This window comes from Quatrionicoccus australiensis, assembly GCF_020510425.1.
Classification (GTDB): domain Bacteria; phylum Pseudomonadota; class Gammaproteobacteria; order Burkholderiales; family Rhodocyclaceae; genus Azonexus; species Azonexus australiensis_A.
Genome location: NZ_JAHBAH010000001.1, coordinates 1353839 through 1371475, shown reverse-complemented (window position 1 = coordinate 1371475; position 17637 = coordinate 1353839). Strand labels below are relative to the sequence as shown.

The window sequence follows — 17637 nt, the reverse complement described above, 5'->3', positions numbered from 1 at the left end:
CGCCTGAAATCAGGCGGTTTTTTTACGTCGACCGTTCGGTGCCTTCGCTTTGCGGTGGCAGCCAGCCGCGCCAACGGAAGAAAAGCTCGGTCAGCCACAGGCCGTAATAGGTCGCGAACCAGGCAAAGATGGTGTCGGACAGGAAATGGCCGCCGGCCGACATGCGAACGACTGCGAGCAGGCTTCCTGCGGCGAGGCTGGCAAATAGCCAGCGGCGGCGTATGGCCGGTGCGCCTAGCCAGCCAAAAACCATGATGAAAGAGGCGCTGGCGACATGGCCACTGACGAAGGAACAGTTTTTTCTGCACTCCTCGGTCGGGACGAACGCCGGGGAAAACTGCTTAGCGCCATTGAAGGCGGTGGTGTTGGTCGGGCGGGCGCGGCCCCACTGGTCTTTGAGCATGACATCAACCAGAAGGATCGGCCCCAGCAGGGCGCCGGCCAACATGAAAGCCAGCAGGTGGCGCTTAGCCCGGAACTGGTGAAACGGGCGAAAACAGCCGAGCAGGAGGCCGAGAGCAAAGAGCCCGAGGAGGCCCTGGCCGAGGCGTGGGATGCCACGGTAAAGCCACTCGAACAGGGGCCAGTTGCCACCGGAGAATGCCCAGCGCCCGTCAGAAAAAAAGATGGCGCTGGCCGCCAGGTCAATTTCCGGGAAGGCGAAAAAGAGGAATGCCAGTAGCAGGAACAGGCCGCTGGCAATGCGTAGTTCAGTAGCCCTTGAATTCATGAAGCAGGTATACATGCATCGAGCGGGATGTGGTGGCGTCGAGGGGGGCTTCCAGCGTCGCCAGCTTTTCGATCCGGGCAAAGCGTGTGGCAAACTCTGCGCCTGCCGCATCCTGGGTGATCAGGATGGCATCCTTGTTGATATACGGGCGAAGGTCTGTCGTCAGTTTGTAATGGTCGCTCGGGATGCCGCTCGGATTCCAGCTGGCTGCTGCCAGCTTCAGGTCGCGCAGTTCGTAGCGCATGTGGGCAAGCAGTGTCCGGTTGTCGGCTACGAGCACGGTATCCGGATGGGCCTGGATGATCGGCTTCAGTTGCCGGCCAAGCTCATCCCAGCCCTGAGCGCGTTTGAACGGGTTGAGCCGGGCGCTGTATTTAGCGTCTACCATGCCGGTAGCGACCGTCAATTGTTGCCAGTGATAGCTGACGCCGACAGCGACCAGGTTGATCACCAGGCCGATGATCAGCAGCTTGTCCTTTTGGCGCTGCAACAACCAGGCAACGACGGCAATCGTCGCCGGCGCGAAGGCGGGGGCCGCCCAGTTTGCATTGGCGCTGCTCTTTACTGCCTGCAGCGCGACGACGGTCCACAGCGGTAGGGCGAACCATAGCAAGAAGCGGATGTTTTGATCGCGCCAGCTCTGCCGGATGCTGAACAACATCACCAGAAAGATGCTGCCGAACAGCGGACCGAAGGAAATCCATTGGGCTGCGCTGAATTCGCCAAGTGCGGCCAGTCCCCCGCCGGCTTTGCGATTCAGTGTGATGTCAGCCGTATGCTTGAGCGTCGGAAAGTCATGGATGACATTCCACCAGATATTCGGTGCCAGGATGAGCAGCGCCAGAGCGGCTGCCAGCCAGGGCTTGGGCGATTTTAGGCGGGGCCGCTCGAAGGCGAGCAGGTGCAGGAAGGCGGCGCCCAGCCAGGCGGCCATTGTGTATTTGGAAAGCAGGCCGAGGCCGCAGATTAGGCCAAGCAGCAGCCAGTCGCGCCAGCGGTTGTGGTCAAGCGCGCGCAGATAGGCCCATAGGGCTCCGGCCCAAAACAGGGTGAGCAGGGCGTCGGTGGAAACAAACAGGCCCAGCCAGGAAAATATGGGCAGGGTCAGTACGGCAATAGCCGACCAGAAGGCCGTGCGTTCATCATAGAGGCGGTGAGCAATCGCCCAGCAGGCTGCCGCGGCAAGCGGATAGCACAGCATGGCGAGCGCCTTGACGCCGAGCAGGCCATTGCCGAACAGGGCGGTCGACAGCCAGATGAGCGCCATAATGCCCGGCGGTTTGGAGAAGTAGCCCCAGTCAGGTTGCTGCACCCATGTCCAGTACTGCGCCTCATCGACATAAAGCGTAATCCCGAGTTGCGGCAGCAGCCAGATTCGCCAGGCAATGAGTGCTACGCTCAGCGCAACCAGGATGCCGATGCGCTGAGTGCCGTTGAGTGCAGGGGTCACGCCGCTTTGTGCCAGCCTTCGTCAGCCGCCAGCGAGCGTTCCGGGCGCGCCGAGTAGGAGCGGATGCTGCCGGATTCGAAATAGATGCGGGCGAGCAGTTCGGACAGGACGCCGGTGGTGATGAAGTGGATGCCGGCAATCAACGTGCCGATGCCGACAATCAGCAGCGGGCGGCCGCCGATGTTTTCGCCGAGGCCGAATTTGACCCAGGCCAGCCAGGTCATGATCAGGCCGGAAAGCGCCGTCAGGCCGAGACCGATGCCGCCGAAGAAATGACCTGGGCGGGCGCGGAAGCGCATGAAGAAATAGACCGCGATCAAGTCGAGAATAACGCGGAAGGTGCGCGAGATGCCGTACTTGGAAACGCCGGCCGTGCGCGCGTGGTGCGTCGTCGGCTCCTGCGCGATGCGGCGCGGTGTCGTCACCGTCGCCAGCCAGGCCGGGATGAAGCGGTGCATTTCGCCGTACAGGCGCACGCTCTTGATGACGCTGCCGCGGAAAGCCTTAAGGCTGCAGCCGTAATCGCGCAGATGCACGCCAGTCATGCGGGCGATCAGCTTGTTGGCGATCTTCGATGGAATCTTGCGCAGGAACAGGCCGTCCTGGCGGTTCTGGCGCCAGCCGGCGACGAGATCGAGATTTTCGTTGAGCAGGCGGGCGACCATGCGCGGGATATCGACCGGGTCATTCTGCAGGTCGCCGTCCATGGTGACGATCACGTCGCCACGCGCCGCGTCGATGCCGGCCTGCATGGCGGCGGTCTGCTTGAAATTGCGCGTCAGCTCGACGATGCGCACATGCGGCCCGTATTCCTTCGCCGATTCGAGCGCCCGGTCCACTGTCGCATCGCTGCTACCGTCATCGACCAGGACCAATTCCCACGGGTTTTCATAACCGACCAGCGCTTCATGCACGCGCTTGACCAGCGGTGCGATGTTGTCTTCCTCGTTGTAGAACGGGACGACGATGGAAAGGCTGTGCGGGGGCATCGAAAGGGCTGCGCTCATGGTGAATCCGGCGGCAAATGTTTGAAAGAGGGCGAATTTTAATCGAAAAGCCGGGTCAGGTACTTGTCGAATCGGCCGGTGCGTAATTTGCCTTGGCCGGGCATCTCCGGTTGCGATAGGCCAGGATCAGGCAAACGAACACCAGTTGCGGGTCAAGCAAGCTATCCCAGAGATTTCGGGAGAGTTCGAACTCCTGGGCGAATGCCAGCAGGTCGATGCTCAGTAGCCACAGCCACAGGGCCTGTCCTCGCCACCAAAGGAAAAGGGCGAGCGTAGCCAGGACGCCGAGCAGTATGCCGGGTTGATAGCCCAGTCGGTAAGGGTCGGTCATGCCCAGCTTGATGGCACCACCCAGCGCCAGCGTGTAAAACAGTACGCCGCCCAGGCCGATCAGCAGGGGGGCACGCCAATCTTGGGTAAGTGGCTTGGGAGCGCGGCCGAGCATGGCGAGAGCAAGCAATTGAATGCTGGTGACGCTGGGGTCGCCAAAAAAGCCGCGCAGATGGCCGGCGAGTGGCATGCCGGCAAGCGGCAGAGCCGCCAGCAGCAGGCCGAAAGGCCATGCCCAGCGATTCTTGAACGGCTGCTGCAGCAGCCAGCCGAGCATCAGGCCTTGCAGGAAGTATGCGATCAGCGTGTTGGTGGTCATGGAATGGGCCTGCTTTTCGCAGCCTGGCTGTCGAGGAATTCGGCAGTGAAGGATTGCAGGCGAATATGTTCGCGTTTCCATGTGTAAGCGACATGAATCATGCCGGCATGATCCTGGAGGAGCGCGGGGTATGAGAATTCGGCGCTGTCTTGTCCGGCCTCCAGCGTCATTGCGGGTGTCCAGCGCTTTCCGTCGGAGGAGAGTGCCAGGGCGAGTTGTTGCCGGCTCGATTCCTGCGGGTTGTAGGCCAGCAGCAGTCGCCCGTCGTTGAGGCGGAGCAGCGCGACGCTGGCATTCGGGTTGGCGAGGTTGACGGCTTCCAGGTTCGACCAGTGTCGACCGGCGTCCCCACTGTGGCTGACGTGGATGGCGTTTTGCCCGCTACCGGCATCTCTGGTCACCATGACGGCCTGGTTAGGGTCGAGTGCAACGGCAGAGGGTTGTATCTGGTGCCGGGCACCATCGATGCGGAGCTTGTCGACGACCTTGCCTGAGTGGTCCAGGCGCAGCCATTCCGAATGTTTCGAAATGAACTCGTGGTAGACCGGAAGGGCAAAGCCCCCGTCGCTTAGCGGCAGCGGCGGTGTGCGGACGAGCGTCGAAAGGTTCCAGAAGGGAGAAGAGATCAGTTTTTCCGCGGGCTGCCAGCTTGTTCCCTGGTCGTATGAAATCTGGTGGTTGATGCTGCTGCCGGCCCAGCCGCCATACGCCACGCTGACAAACCACAAATGCAGGCGTGCATCCTTGTCCAGCCAGAGCACTGGGTTGCCGAGTTTGCGGGTGATGCGTCCCTGGTCGTCTTGCAGCTTTTCGTTGCTGGCAATGACTCGGGGTTCTTGCCACTGCGTGCCATCGAAGCGACTGAAGACAATGCTGACATCGCTGGCACCTTCGCGGCTGCCGGAAAACCAGGCGGCACCCAGTTGCTGTCCTCCGAGATCGACGAGGCTGGCACTGTGGGCGGAGGCTGCCGGGTTTGGCAAGTCGCGGATCACCGGCCCCTGTTGCTGGCTGAGTCTTGGCGCGGGGGCGGGCTGGCTTTCTGTTATGGCGAATGTGGTTTGCGGTAAAGGGCGCAAGCTGTCGCCGACCGCGGCCAGTGCAATGAGGAATGCAATCAGCGCTGCCGGCTTGCGCGCGAAGAGATTCTTGGGTAGTTCGTGTTTCACGGCAGGATTTCGTAAAAAATGACGGTGGACATCAGGTGCTGAGGACTTCTCTCTTGCCATGCCTGTTGCCAATCCTGCCAGGTGCTGCCCTGCTTGCCGAAGCGGATGCCGGAGCCCGCTGTCGTGAGGGACTGGTAGCGATAGATTTCCCGGGCATTACGCTGTGTGTCGCGTAGTTCTCCCTGGAAACGAAGTTCATCTTCCTGGCGAATGCTGATTATCGACCCAGCCACAAGCAGGTTGTTAGCATCGTGCAGGTGTTGTACATGGCGCATGGCTCGTTTCGACAGGATCGGCAACAAGGCGGGTTGCGGGCCTTCGAACATGAATAGCTGGCGGTTTTTGGACAGTTCGATTGCCGTGTCGGGAGTGGCATTGACCTTCAGTGACGGAAAGCCGATGCCCCAGGCGACCGACCATAGCAGGGCTGCCGAGAGGATCAGGGAAGGTGCGCTGGTCTGGTTGTTTGCCTGGGTATTCCATACCAGGATGAAGGGAACCAAGGCGCCGCCGACAATCAATGCGGTGGTGCCGTGTTCCCAACGCCACAAAAGGGCGCACAGCAAGCCAACGGCAAATGTCGGTAGCAGCGCCCCGAGCTTAAGGGGCCAGCGTTCGCTGCGCCCATGTTGCAGACCGTAGGCGCAGATCAGGGCAAAGGCCGGTAGCGAGCCGAGCAGGTAGCGCTCAAAGCTGCGAACGAAAAAGAAGGGCAGCAAACTGATCATGAGCCATGCCGCCAGGCGCCGGATTTCCGGTGCGCGACGGTTGCGAAAAAGACTGTTCAGGCCGATTAGCGTCCAGGGAATCGTCAGCAGCAAGAGGCCGGAAAGAGGGGCAAAGGACGGTCCGGAATTGCTGCGCGCCTCGATTTCATCCTGGGCGGCGGCGGAAAATTGTTCCGGATAAGTATGGATTGCATCCATGTACCATAGCGCTGGCAGCAGACAGGCCAGCGCACCGCAAACAATGTAGGCGCCAGCGTGCTGTTTGAAGTGCTGACAGGCACGCGAAATGCAGGATTGAGCGGAGAGGGCCTCGGTTGTCACGTCCGGTGTCAGCCAGAGTGCGACAAAGCCGCTGCCGAAGGCAACCAGGGCGACCGGGCCTTTGGTCATCAGGGCGGCCGCCAGCAGTCCGGCGGTGAGTAGTAGTGGACGCCAGCGCGGCTGCTTCAGCCATGCCAGGTAGGTGCAGAAAGCGGCTGTCGAGAGTGCGGCGACCGGAATGTCCAGCATCAGGCGGCGTGACTCGGTCGCCATGCCGGCAAAGCCGAGCATGATACCTGCCGCAAGCAGGCCGGTTGTCCACTTGCCGCTGAAGTATTTGCCCAGCCATGCGGTCGACGCCAGCAGAAGCAGGGAAAAGGAGATAGTCACCAGGCGGGCGCTGAGCAAGCTAGCCCCAAAGCTTTCGTAACTGAGGCGGGTCAGCCAGTAAATGAAGGGGGGCTTGCGCAGGCGAGGCTCTGCGTCGATGAAGGGAATCCACCAGTTATTACGCTCGATCATTTCGAGCGGGATGCGCAGGCCGAGGAAATACTCGTCCTTGCCCGTTAGTCCGGTGGGGGCGCTGATTCCCAGGCTCAGTACCAGGCCCGCAAACAAAAATGCGGCAAGAAACCAGAACAGTCGGGGAGCGTGTTGTGTGCTTAAGCTCATGCTGTCTCTAGTTGTCCGCGCCGTTGCTGGTTGAAGGCGAGGCGGAAAGGGCAAACCACCAGCTCGATTCGCGGTACCCAAGGGGTTTCCACAGATGAGACCAAGGGACTTTGACCACGTTGATGCTCAGGTTTTCGCCGGCTGTTTTGCTGGGCGGTGCGCCTGGATTGGTCCTGACGCAGCTTGCGGCTGGACAATCCGGCGCCGGGCCTGGTGTGGCGGTTTTTTCCAGGATGACATGGCTGTCCGGGAAATAAGCGCGCAGGTTGCCACCGAGGGCTGCATCACTGGTGAGGATCGTTCCTTGTCGGAATCCGGCGGCCCGCATGTCTTCCGCCAGCACTGCGTAGGGCTCACCCCAGCGGCAGATGCGGCAAACCGGTTCGTGTACGTACATGTGCGCCAGACGAACCAGCAGCGCGATCAGTGAAATCACTAGTGCCAGCTTCATGAAGCGCTGGCCGACCTGAGCGGGAGGTGCTGTTTGCCGTGCCAGATCGGCGAGTGCGACTGGCAAGACGAGAAACAGGGGCAGCAGGTCCTGGACGGAATAGCGTTGCAGACCAAAGGCAACACTGATGATGATGAATCCGGCCCATTCAAGCATGACGGTGTGCAGGATCAGGCGTGTCCAGTCGGGTTCCCGGTCTGTTTCGTGATTGGCGCGCAGGCGCCTGATCAGCGCACCCAAGCTGCGTGGAAACAGGGCAAACAGAAAAATGATGTACGGTGAAAGAGCGAGGATCGGTGTTTCAATGCTTTTCCACAGGGCTTCCAGCGGTGGCGCACCGATGCCGGCCCAGGCGCTGGGGTGCATGCTTTCGCCAAAGGCAGTCAGCCGCTCCGGCGACTGCAACAGCCACAGCGCGTGGGGTGAAATGATCAGCAGGGTGAGTGGTAAGGCGAAGAGGAGCTTTCCTGTGGCGAGTCGTTGGCGCAGCGATGGCTGCATGAGGCAGGCACCAGCCATGGCCAGGACGAAGATGCTGAAGGTTAGCTGGGTCAGGCAGCCCAGGCCGATAATGCTGCCCAGAATGGCATAGTCCCGGAGGTGCTGTCGGTCGACGCAGCGTATCAAGGCCCAGGCCGCAGCCAGCGAGAAAACCATGGCGCCAATCAGATGGGTATGCGTTTCATGCAGGCGCCAGAAAATCTGATAAATGAGTGCCATCGACTCGACGGCAATCAATGCCCATTGCGCGCTGCCGGTCACGCGTCGTGCAACCAGGAACATGAAACAGGCCAGGGCGACGAGCAGCGAGTATTTCAGGAGCAGGAAGGACGTCACATCGGGCGGGAGCAGTTGCTGCAGTCCCCAGATCAGCCAGTCATAGAGAGGCAGCTGGTTTGGGCTGTAACCGCCGGCCAAGGCTTGTGCATAGATGTTTTCGAGCGGTTCCTGCTCGCCCAGGTTGTGCGAAGCGCCCAGTCTCGCCAGTGAATGCACCAAACCATAGAGCATGGCAAATCCTGCCACGATGCTCAGGGTAACGGGCAGCTTGGCTTTTTCGGGTTGGCTTGCAGCAGTGGTCATTGATGTTGAGTAAGTGTGGGCGCAGGCGAAGTGCCGGACGCCTTCTCGCTTGCCGGCCCTGCTTCCGGTCGGCGCCTTCGTGGTGGCGAGGGCGTTGTTCGTGCGTTGGCGAAATGCCCTGATTCCGGCGTCGAGATGTCCGGTATGACGTCGCGGGCTGCGCCCATGGTTTGCTTGCGATTGACTGAGTTGCCGGCCATTTTAGTCGAAAGGGCTCGATCCGGGGCGGTGGGCCCGGATCGCCGGCCGGGCTTGATAGGCATCTTGCCGACACGAAGGTAAAATCAGGCTATGCAGCAAATTTTCCATATCAGCCGGTTCTTGTACTACCGATGGCGGTACTAGCCAATGCGCCCCTGCGGCCACCCGGCGCCAATGTGGCTAGCCGGCAACGGGGGAGATGGATGGTAAGAGCCGCTCGGTTGCAGAAAGCCGGCACGTTTGTTTAATGAATGAAATCAATTGTCTGGAAAAGCCATGCTGCTAATGATCGATAACTACGACAGTTTTACCTACAACATCGTCCAGTATTTCGGCGAATTGGGCCAGGATGTGCAGGTCTATCGCAACGACGCCATCACCATTGCCGACATCGAGCGTCTCCAGCCGCAATACCTGGTGATTTCGCCCGGCCCTTGCGCCCCGGCCCAGGCCGGCGTGTCGCTGGCGGCGATCAAGCATTTCGCCGGCAAGATTCCTCTGCTTGGTGTCTGCCTCGGTCATCAGGCAATCGGTGAAGCCTTCGGCGGGCGCATTGTGCATGCCAAGCAACTGATGCATGGCAAGGTTTCACCGGTCCACCATAAAGATATGGGCGTTTTCCGTGGTCTGCCCAATCCGCTGACCTGCACGCGCTATCACTCGCTGGCCATCGAGCGCGAGAGTTTGCCGGAATGTCTCGAAATTACTGCGTGGACCGATGACGGCGAAATCATGGGTGTGCGCCACAAGACGCTGGCCGTCGAAGGCGTGCAGTTCCACCCGGAATCGATCCTGACCGAGCGCGGCCACGACCTGCTCAAGAACTTTCTCGAGGAACACAAATAATGACTCCCCAGGCCGCGCTGCAGCGCGTTATCGAACACCGCGAAATTTTCCATGACGAAATGGTCTCCCTGATGCGCCAGATCATGGGCGGCGAAGTCACGCCGGTCATGATTGCCGCGATCGTCACCGGGCTGCGCGTCAAGAAGGAAACCATCGGCGAAATCGCCGCGGCGGCCAGCGTCATGCGCGAGCTGGCGACGCCGGTCAAGGTGCCCTACGACAAGCATTTCGTCGATATTGTCGGCACCGGCGGCGATGCCGCACACAGCTTCAATATCTCGACGACCTCGATCTTCGTTGCCGCCGCGGCCGGCGCCAAGGTCGCCAAGCACGGCGGACGCAGCGTCTCGTCGAGCTCGGGCAGCGCCGACGTGCTCGAGGCGCTCGGCGCCAATATCAATCTGTCGCCGGAACAGGTGGCTGCCTGTATCGAGGAAACCGGCATCGGCTTCATGTTCGCACCCAATCACCACAGCGCGATGAAGCACGTTGCGCCGGTGCGCCGCGAGATGGGCGTGCGTACGCTGTTCAATATTCTCGGCCCGCTGACCAATCCGGCCGGTGCGCCGAATACCGTGATGGGTGTCTTCCACCCCGATCTGGTCGGCATCCAGGTACGTGTCATGCAGCGCCTTGGCGCCGAACGTGTCCTGGTCGTGCACGGCAAAGACAATCTCGACGAGATCTCGCTCGGTGCGGCAACCTTGGTCGGCGAACTGAAAGACGGCGAAGTGCGCGAGTACGAAGTGCATCCGGAAGACTTCGGCCTGCAGATGATGTCGCTGCGCAACCTGCGCGTCGCCAATGCCGACGAGTCGAAGGCGATGCTGCTCGGCGCCCTGGACAACAAGCCGGGGGCGGCGCGCGAGATCGTCTGTCTGAATGCCGGTGCGGCGCTGTATGTCGCCAATGTCGCCGACAGCATCGCTGACGGCATCGTTCGGGCGCGCGAGGCGATTGCCTCCGGTGCTGCACGGGCGCAACTCGATGGCTTTGTCCAATGCACGCAAAGGTTGGGGCGCTGATGTCCGATATCCTGAACAAGATCATCGCGACCAAGCGCGAGGAAATCGCTGCCGCACTCGCGGTGCGACCGCTCGCGCAAGTCGAGGTCGAAGCAGCCGCGCAGCCTGCACCGCGCGACTTTGTCGGTGCCATCCGCGGCAAAATCGCCAGCGGTCGACCGGCCGTAATTGCCGAAATCAAGAAGGCCAGCCCGTCGAAAGGCGTTATCCGTCCCGATTTTCATCCGGCTGAAATCGCCAGCAGCTACGAACAACATGGTGCGGCCTGCCTGTCGGTGCTGACTGACAAGCAATATTTCCAGGGTGCGCCGGAATATCTCCAGGCCGCTCGCGCCGCCTGCGCCTTGCCGGTTTTGCGCAAGGATTTCATGGTTGGCCGCTATCAGGTGGTCGAGGCGCGCGCGATGGGGGCCGACTGCATCCTGCTCATTGCTGCCGCATTGAGTCTGGCCGAAATGCAGGAACTGGAAGCCTTGGCCCATAGCTACGGCATGGCTGTGCTGGTCGAAGTGCATAACGGCGAAGAACTGGATGCTGCCTTGCACTTGCAAACGCCCTTGCTCGGCATCAATAACCGCAACCTGCGCAGCTTCGAAGTGAGCCTGGATACAACACTCGGCTTGCTGGCGCGAGTGCCGGCGGATCGCATCGTGGTCACCGAAAGCGGCATCGTGACGCCGCAGGATGTCGCGTTGATGCGCGCCAACAAGGTTGAAACCTTCCTGGTCGGCGAAGCTTTCATGCGGGCGCAAGAGCCGGGAATCGAGCTGGCACGGCTGTTTGCCTGAGTTCTGTTGCGTCGAAACAACAGAACTTTAAGGAACTCTTTCCTGCAATCAAACACTCGTTGCCCTTGTCTTCCGCTCTTTGCGACAATCAGGGCCAACTTCTCGATCCGAGAGGTAAAGCTTAATCAGTTCGCAAGATCGGATTAAAAACTAACCACTAAGGAGATTTTCTGATGCAAAAGAAGATTATCGCTGTTGCTGTTGCCGCTCTGGCCTCTACCGCTGCTTTCGCACAAACCAACGTTACCGTTTACGGCGTTGTTGACGTTCAACAGGCTTTCGTGAAGTCCTCCAGTGCTGCTTACGGTGGTAACACCCAGCAGAACGTTGGTCGTCTCGATGCCCATGGCAACTACATCGGCTTCAAGGGCGTTGAAGATCTGGGCAACGGCCTGAAGGCTGTCTTCGTTTACGAATCTGCTTTCGGTACCGACACCGGCGCTGGCCTGACCGGCACCCGTGACTCCTACATTGGCCTGGCTGGTGGTTTCGGTACTGTTGCTGCTGGTCGTTTGACCCACCCGCTGCGTGCTTTCGGCGCCAAGGTTGAACTGCTGCCGGGCGCTGCCGGTTTCGGTACGACCGCTTCTGTTACCGGCACCATTGCTGGTCTGAAGACCGGTGCTGATGACCGTGCTGACAACGCCATCGCCTACATCTCGCCGTCTTTCAGCGGCGTGACCGTGATCGCTGCCTATGTTAACGGCGAAAACAGAACCAATGCTGCGAACGCTACGCCGAATGTCAATAACCGTCAGTGGCAAATTGCTGCTCAGTACGAAAACGGCCCGCTGTTCGCCGGTATCGGTTACCACCGTGACCATGACTACGCTGCAACTGTAACTGACGGTGGCGCACCTGGTCAGCCGGCTTACACCGCTACGCTCGGCGCTGCCGATGGTGGCAAGGCTTCCGTTATTCGTGCCGTTGGTGTTTACACTTTCCCGAGCAACACCAAGGTGACCGCTCTGTTCGATCGCACCAAGGCTGACTCCAATATTGGCGAGTTGAAGCGTAATGCCTTCTCCCTGGGTGTTGCTCAAGGCTTTGGCAAGAACACCGTTGGTCTGGAATACGGCCGTGCTTTCAAGCTGAAGGCTGCAGGTAGCGCTGTTGAGGAAACCTCTGCCAACATCGTTTCCGCCATTTACAGCTACGATCTGAGCAAGCGCACCATGCTGCACGCTCGTTACAGCCGCCTGTCCAATGGCGATGCTGTTAACAACAACTTCTACAACAAGGATGTTAATAACGGCGAAGCTACCGGTACCGGCGCTAACTACACCGGCTTCTCGGTTGGTCTGCGTCACTCCTTCTAATCTGGCTTAGCTAGATTAAAAGATAGAAAGGGCACTTCGGTGCCCTTTTTTATTGCTCATGTTTTGGGTTGATCCCGGGTTTTGGCCCGGGGTTTCTCATTTCTTCGGGCGTAAAAAAGCCTCGGCATGCCGAGGCTTTTTGTTTGGGTGCTGGGCCGATCAGCTGAGAATCAGATTGTCGCGATGAATGATTTCCGGTTCATCGACGTAACCCAGGATGCTCTCAATCTCCGGTGTGTTCTTGCGGGCGATCAGGCGGGCTTCGCCGCTGCCGTAGTTGCTCAGGCCGCGGGCGATTTCGTGACCGTCGGGGCTGATGCAAGCGACAGCAGCGCCGCGTTCGAATTCGCCTTCGGCGGCAATGACGCCGATCGGCAGCAGGCTTTTGCCTGATTTCAGCGCGTCGACCGCGCCGGCGTCGAGCAGCAGGCGGCCGGCCAGTTGCAGGTGGTCGGCCAGCCATTGTTTGCGCGCGGCGAGCGGTTGCGTATGTGAGACAAGCAGGGTGCCGACTGCTTCGCCATTGGCCAGGCGAATGATCGGGTCGCTTTCGCGGCCGCTGGCGATCGCGGTGTGGGCGCCGCTGCGCGCGGCGCGTTTGGCAGCGATCACCTTGGTGATCATGCCGCCGGTGCCGATGCGGGTGCCGGCGCCGCCGGCCATGGCTTCGAGCGACTCGTCACCGGCGGTGGCTTCGCTGATCAGCGTGGCGTTCGGGTCCTTGCGCGGGTCGGCGGTAAACAGGCCGATCTGGTCGGTCAGGATGATCAGGGCGTCGGCCTCGATCAGGTTGGCGACCAGGGCGCCCAGCGTGTCGTTGTCGCCGAACTTGATTTCGTCGGTAACGACCGTGTCGTTTTCGTTGATGATCGGCACGACGCCGAGTTCAAGCAGTGTGGTCAGCGTCGAGCGGGCGTTCAGGTAGCGCTTGCGGTCGGCCAGGTCTTCGTGGGTGAGCAGGATCTGGGCGGTTTGCAGGCCGTATTTCGAGAAGGCGCCTTCGTAGACCTGGACCAGTCCCATCTGGCCAACGGCAGCTGCCGCCTGCAGTTCGTGTACCGATTGCGGCCGCTTGGCCCAGCCCAGGCGCTGCATGCCGCAGGCTATCGCGCCGGAAGAAACCATCACCACCTGCTTGCCTTGCTGGCGCAGGACGCTGATCTGGCGTGCCCAGTCGTCAATGGCGGCGAGGTCGAGGCCGGTGCCGTTATTGGTGACGAGGGCGGAGCCGACTTTGACGACGAAGCGTTTGGCGGAGGCGAGGCGGGTGGTTTGCATGATCAGTCTTGCTTGGCGGGGATTTCGTCGCTGTCGGCGTCGTTGTCATCAAGGTCGCCGATTTCCGGCTTGGCCATCTGTTCGAGGGCTTCGCTGATCGCGTAAATCAGCGGCTTGGTGCCTTCGCCGTTGATGGCTGAAATCGAGAAATGGGGGCCGTCGTACTTGGTGGCTTTCTTGTAGGCCTTGAGGAAATCCTTGGCGGCCTTTTCGCGGTCTTCTTCCGGAATCAGGTCGAGCTTGTTGAGGACTAGCCAGCGTGGCTTGTTGGCGAGTTCGGGATCGTGCTTGATCAGTTCGCCGACGATGGCCTTGGCGTCGCGCACCGGGTTGGAGTCCGGATCGATCGGGGCAATGTCGACGAGGTGCAGCAGGATGCGTGTGCGCTGCAGGTGCTTCAGGAAGCGGATGCCGAGGCCGGCACCGTCGGCGGCGCCTTCGATCAGGCCCGGTACATCGGCCATGACGAAGCTCTTTTCGTCATCAACGCGGACGACGCCGAGATTCGGGTGCAGCGTGGTGAACGGGTAGTCGGCAACCTTCGGGCGGGCCGAGGAAATGGCGCGGATAAGCGTGCTCTTGCCGGCATTGGGCAGGCCGAGCAGGCCGACGTCGGCGAGGACGCGCAGTTCCAGGCGCAGGTCGAATTCTTCGCCCTGTTCGCCGTTGGTTTTCTGGCGTGGGGCGCGGTTGGTCGATGACTTGAAGTGCAGGTTGCCGAGGCCACCTTTGCCGCCCTTGGCGATCAGGACCTTCTGGTCGTGTTCGGAGAGGTCGGCAACGATTTCTTCGGTGTGTTCGTTGTAAATCACCGTGCCGACCGGCATGCGCAGGATGATGTCGTCGCCGCCGGCGCCGTACTGGTCTGCGCCGCCGCCGTTTTCACCGCGCTTTCCGATGAATTTGCGGGTGTAGCGATAGTCGACCAGTGTGTTGATGTTGCGATCCGCCACGGCGTAGATGCTGCCGCCGCGTCCGCCATCGCCGCCGTTCGGGCCTCCCATCGGGATGTATTTTTCGCGACGGAAGGTCGCCGCGCCATTGCCGCCATCGCCGGCTTTCAGGTAAATCTTGGCTTCGTCGATAAATTTCATGTTCCGCCTCTACATCTGCTGGGGGCCACTAAAAATCGGTGGCATAAAGTAAAAAAGCCCTATCCAGGCGGATAGGGCTCTTGGGTTCCGCCGTGCCTGATTTATTCGGCAGCCGGAACGATGGTCACAACGCGGCGCTTTTTCAAGCCCTTGACGGAGAACTGAATCACGCCGTCCTTCAGTGCGAACAGGGTGTGATCCTTGCCGCAGCCAACGTTTTCGCCCGGGTGGAATTCGGTGCCGCGCTGACGAACAATGATGTTGCCAGCCAGGACGAATTGACCGCCGTAGCGCTTGACGCCCAGTCGTTGGGCTTGTGAGTCGCGGCCGTTACGTGAACTACCGCCTGCTTTTTTGTGTGCCATTTATTAGCTCCTTGTCTGAACTTAAGCGGCGATCGAATCGATGCGCAGTTCGGTGTAGTTCTGACGATGGCCTTGATGCTTCTGGTAATGCTTACGACGACGCATCTTGAAGATCTTGACCTTGTCGTGGCGGCCGTGCGAAATCACGGTGGCTTTGACGGTTGCGCCAGCAAGGAAGGGAGCGCCGATCTTTACCGACTCGCCTTCGCCTGCCATGAGGACCTGGTCGAGAGTAACTTCTGCGCCAACGTCTGCCGGTATCTGTTCTACTTTAAGTTTTAGACCATTGGTAACGCGATACTGCTTACCGCCGGTTTTTATGACCGCATACATGGGTTGGACTCCGAAAATAAATCTAAAGGGTGCTACAAAGAACCGCGCATTATACGGAAATTCTCTGGCAAGTCAAAGTCTTGTGCCGGGGTTGTGGTAGACTTTTCGCCTTTCTTTCCACCCGATCCTGTCATCCCGCTTGTGGCGGGCAAACAGCGATTCGCGAGTCGAACGACTCGGCAACCCTGGAGCTATTCATGGCTGAAATTACCACGGCCTCCGGCCTGATCTACGAAGACACCGTTGTTGGCGAAGGCGCCGAAGCCAAGGCTGGCGATCACGTTGTCGTGCATTACACCGGCTGGCTGACCAATGGCAGCAAGTTTGATTCGAGCAAGGATCGTAACGATCCCTTCGATTTCCCGCTCGGTCAGCGTCACGTGATCGCTGGTTGGGACGAAGGCGTTCAGGGCATGAAGATCGGCGGTACGCGCAAGCTGACCATTCCGTCGGAACTTGGCTATGGCGCCCGTGGTGCCGGCGGCGTGATTCCGCCGAATGCGACGCTGATTTTCGAGGTCGAACTGCTTGCAGTGCAATGAGCGATAACACGCGCGATTACAAGTCGAAAAAGCCGGCGGCCGCGCCGGCTGGTGACGATCCGTGGGCCAAGTGGCGCCAGCCGGAAGCCGCTGCGAAGCCGGTTGCGGCAGCGCGCCCGGCGCCAGCGGTCGACGCTGAAATCAAGGCAGAAATGCTGGCTGCAGAGCCTGAGGTTCGCGAGCGGCCGACCGGCACGCTGAGCGCGGTCAAGTCCGCCGAATCGTCGCGTTCGGAGGCGAAAAAGCCCTTGCGCAAGTCGGAACTGAACAGCAACAAGCATCGGCCGCGCGAGCAGGACAAGCCGGGTACGGCAGCACCGACGCGCGACGCGCGTCCGCCGGTGCGCCAGCCGGTAGTTCGTCCGGTGCGCGATCCGGCCGATGTGCCGAGCGGCGTGCGTCTCTCCAAAGTGATGTCAGAGCGCGCCATGTGTTCGCGCCGCGAGGCCGATTTGTGGATCGAGCGTGGCTGGGTCTTCGTCAATGGCGAACGGGTTTCCGAGCTTGGTTCGCGCATCGACCCGAACGCCGAGATCACGATCACCAAGGAAGCCAAGCATGACCAGGCCAAGCAGGTCACCATCCTGCTCAACAAGCCGGTCGGTTATGTTTCCAGTCAGCCCGAGCCGGGCTTTACGCCGGCAGTCACCTTGATTTCGGCGGAAACCTGGGTACGCCAGTCCGGCGATCCGGAATTCAAGCCGTGGATGATGCGCGGTCTGGCGCCGGCCGGGCGGCTCGACGTCGACTCCACCGGTCTGCTGGTCCTGACCCAGGATGGTCGGGTCGCCAAGAAGCTGATCGGCGAGGAAAGCGATGCCGAGAAGGAATATCTGGTCCGGGTTGCTGGCGAGATGATCCCGGGTGGCCTGCGTCTGCTGCAGTTCGGTCTCGAGCTCGACGGCAAGCCGCTCAAGAAGGCCTGGGTCAAGCAACTGAACGAAGATCAGCTGCACTTCATCCTGAAGGAAGGCAAGAAGCGCCAGATTCGCCGCATGTGCGAGCTGGTCGGCTTGCGTGTCATCGGCTTGAAGCGGGTGCGCATCGGTCGGGTCAAACTAGGTGATTTGCCGCTCGGCCATTGGCGTTTCCTGCGCGCCGACGAGGCTTTCTGATTTTGGCCTGAATTTTCCGGTCGACCGCTACAAACAAAAACGCCGGCTCGCAGCCGGCGTTTTTTACTTTGCAGCCTGCACTCAGGCGGCCGGACGAACCGGCGGCATCATCAGGCATTCGCCTTCGATGACGGTCTTGCCGGCCACGGTGCACACGGTGTCGAGAATGACGCGGTTCTTGGCGGCATTGACTTCGCGCACGGTGACGGTGGCGGTGACGGTGTCGCCCGGCTTGACCGGGGCCTTGAACTTCAGGGTTTGCGACAGGTAAATGGTGCCGGGTCCGGGCAGCTTGTTGGCCAGGGTGGCCGAGATGAAGCCGGCGGAGAGCATGCCGTGGGCGATGCGCGTGCCGAACATGGTGCCCTTGGCGTATTCCTCGTCGAGGTGGGCCGGATTGACGTCGGTCGAGATACCGGCAAACAGGATGATGTCGGCTTCGGTGACGGTCTTCGAGGTGCTGGCCGACATGCCGGGTTCGAGCTGATCGATGTAATAAGTCATGCTGATCTCCTGATCGTCTGATTGAAA

The 17637-nt window shown here is 60.5% G+C and carries 18 protein-coding genes; 6 read left to right on the top strand and 12 right to left on the bottom strand.

The features are described 5' to 3' along the window. Positions 1-22: 22 nt before the first annotated feature. Genes KIG99_RS06660 through KIG99_RS06630 form a run of 7 tightly spaced genes read right to left on the bottom strand, consistent with a single transcriptional unit; the run spans position 23 to position 8200 of the window. Positions 23-730 (bottom strand): phosphatase PAP2 family protein, encoded by a 708-nt coding sequence (locus KIG99_RS06660; protein WP_226459435.1) that lies wholly within the window; start codon positions 728-730, stop codon positions 23-25. Further along, the gene (locus KIG99_RS06655; protein WP_226459434.1) at positions 711-2180 is read right to left on the bottom strand and encodes a glycosyltransferase family 39 protein; all 1470 of its coding nucleotides are present in this window, start codon (positions 2178-2180) and stop codon (positions 711-713) included. Before KIG99_RS06655 ends, KIG99_RS06660 begins: the two co-directional genes overlap by 20 nt. After that, positions 2177-3187, bottom strand: a complete 1011-nt coding sequence (locus tag KIG99_RS06650) for a glycosyltransferase family 2 protein (protein WP_226459433.1) — start codon at positions 3185-3187, stop codon at positions 2177-2179. The genes KIG99_RS06655 and KIG99_RS06650 overlap by 4 nt, the downstream gene beginning before the upstream one ends. 55 nt (positions 3188-3242) lie before the next feature. After that, positions 3243-3836: a hypothetical protein gene (locus tag KIG99_RS06645; protein WP_226459432.1), complete on the bottom strand. Its 594-nt coding sequence runs from the start codon at positions 3834-3836 to the stop codon at positions 3243-3245. After that, on the bottom strand, positions 3833-5005 hold the full coding sequence (locus tag KIG99_RS06640; RefSeq protein ID WP_226459431.1) for a sialidase family protein: 1173 nt from the start codon (positions 5003-5005) through the stop codon (positions 3833-3835). The genes KIG99_RS06645 and KIG99_RS06640 overlap by 4 nt, the downstream gene beginning before the upstream one ends. Next, positions 5002-6747 carry an ArnT family glycosyltransferase gene (locus KIG99_RS06635; RefSeq protein ID WP_226459430.1) on the bottom strand — a complete coding sequence of 582 codons (1746 nt, stop codon included), beginning with the start codon at positions 6745-6747 and terminating at the stop codon, positions 5002-5004. The genes KIG99_RS06640 and KIG99_RS06635 overlap by 4 nt, the downstream gene beginning before the upstream one ends. Next, positions 6674-8200 carry a glycosyltransferase family 39 protein gene (locus KIG99_RS06630; RefSeq protein ID WP_226459429.1) on the bottom strand — a complete coding sequence of 509 codons (1527 nt, stop codon included), beginning with the start codon at positions 8198-8200 and terminating at the stop codon, positions 6674-6676. Before KIG99_RS06630 ends, KIG99_RS06635 begins: the two co-directional genes overlap by 74 nt. Before the next feature lie 477 nt (positions 8201-8677). Here KIG99_RS06630 and KIG99_RS06625 point away from each other — a divergent pair, with 477 nt between their 5' ends. The 4 genes from KIG99_RS06625 to KIG99_RS06610 all read left to right on the top strand — a co-directional run bounded on the left by KIG99_RS06625 (position 8678) and on the right by KIG99_RS06610 (position 12379). Next, complete coding sequence (locus tag KIG99_RS06625; protein ID WP_226441210.1) at positions 8678-9247, top strand: aminodeoxychorismate/anthranilate synthase component II; 570 nt, start codon at positions 8678-8680, stop codon at positions 9245-9247. Further along, on the top strand, positions 9247-10272 hold the full coding sequence (gene trpD / locus KIG99_RS06620; protein WP_226459428.1) for an anthranilate phosphoribosyltransferase: 1026 nt from the start codon (positions 9247-9249) through the stop codon (positions 10270-10272). Before KIG99_RS06625 ends, trpD begins: the two co-directional genes overlap by 1 nt. Continuing rightward, positions 10272-11060, top strand: coding sequence for an indole-3-glycerol phosphate synthase TrpC (gene trpC, locus KIG99_RS06615; RefSeq protein WP_226459427.1), 789 nt, complete (start codon positions 10272-10274; stop codon positions 11058-11060). The genes trpD and trpC overlap by 1 nt, the downstream gene beginning before the upstream one ends. Positions 11061-11233: 173 nt before the next feature. Beyond that, positions 11234-12379: a porin gene (locus tag KIG99_RS06610; RefSeq protein ID WP_226459426.1), complete on the top strand. Its 1146-nt coding sequence runs from the start codon at positions 11234-11236 to the stop codon at positions 12377-12379. A 159-nt stretch (positions 12380-12538) separates the two neighbouring features. Here the strand turns inward: KIG99_RS06610 and proB are convergent, their stop codons facing one another. The 4 genes from proB to rplU form a co-directional block, all read right to left on the bottom strand. Beyond that, a complete protein-coding gene (gene proB / locus KIG99_RS06605) occupies positions 12539-13657 on the bottom strand; it encodes a glutamate 5-kinase (protein ID WP_226459425.1) in 1119 nt (372 codons plus the stop codon). Between the two features lie 2 nt (positions 13658-13659). Beyond that, the gene (cgtA, locus tag KIG99_RS06600; RefSeq protein ID WP_226459424.1) at positions 13660-14751 is read right to left on the bottom strand and encodes an Obg family GTPase CgtA; all 1092 of its coding nucleotides are present in this window, start codon (positions 14749-14751) and stop codon (positions 13660-13662) included. A 101-nt stretch (positions 14752-14852) separates the two neighbouring features. Further along, the gene (gene rpmA, locus KIG99_RS06595) at positions 14853-15116 is read right to left on the bottom strand and encodes a 50S ribosomal protein L27 (RefSeq protein ID WP_153149269.1); all 264 of its coding nucleotides are present in this window, start codon (positions 15114-15116) and stop codon (positions 14853-14855) included. Positions 15117-15137: 21 nt separating this feature from the next. Continuing rightward, complete coding sequence (rplU, locus tag KIG99_RS06590; protein WP_066882854.1) at positions 15138-15449, bottom strand: 50S ribosomal protein L21; 312 nt, start codon at positions 15447-15449, stop codon at positions 15138-15140. Positions 15450-15646: 197 nt separating this feature from the next. Between rplU and KIG99_RS06585 the strand changes: the two genes are divergently transcribed. Together KIG99_RS06585 and KIG99_RS06580 are read left to right on the top strand one after the other, a co-directional pair. Beyond that, positions 15647-15991: an FKBP-type peptidyl-prolyl cis-trans isomerase gene (locus KIG99_RS06585; RefSeq protein ID WP_226441203.1), complete on the top strand. Its 345-nt coding sequence runs from the start codon at positions 15647-15649 to the stop codon at positions 15989-15991. After that, positions 15988-17106, top strand: a complete 1119-nt coding sequence (locus tag KIG99_RS06580) for a pseudouridine synthase (RefSeq protein ID WP_226459423.1) — start codon at positions 15988-15990, stop codon at positions 17104-17106. The genes KIG99_RS06585 and KIG99_RS06580 overlap by 4 nt, the downstream gene beginning before the upstream one ends. Positions 17107-17187: 81 nt before the next feature. Here the strand turns inward: KIG99_RS06580 and KIG99_RS06575 are convergent, their stop codons facing one another. Then, positions 17188-17610 (bottom strand): MaoC family dehydratase, encoded by a 423-nt coding sequence (locus tag KIG99_RS06575; protein WP_226441201.1) that lies wholly within the window; start codon positions 17608-17610, stop codon positions 17188-17190. Between the last annotated feature and the right edge of the window lie 27 nt (positions 17611-17637).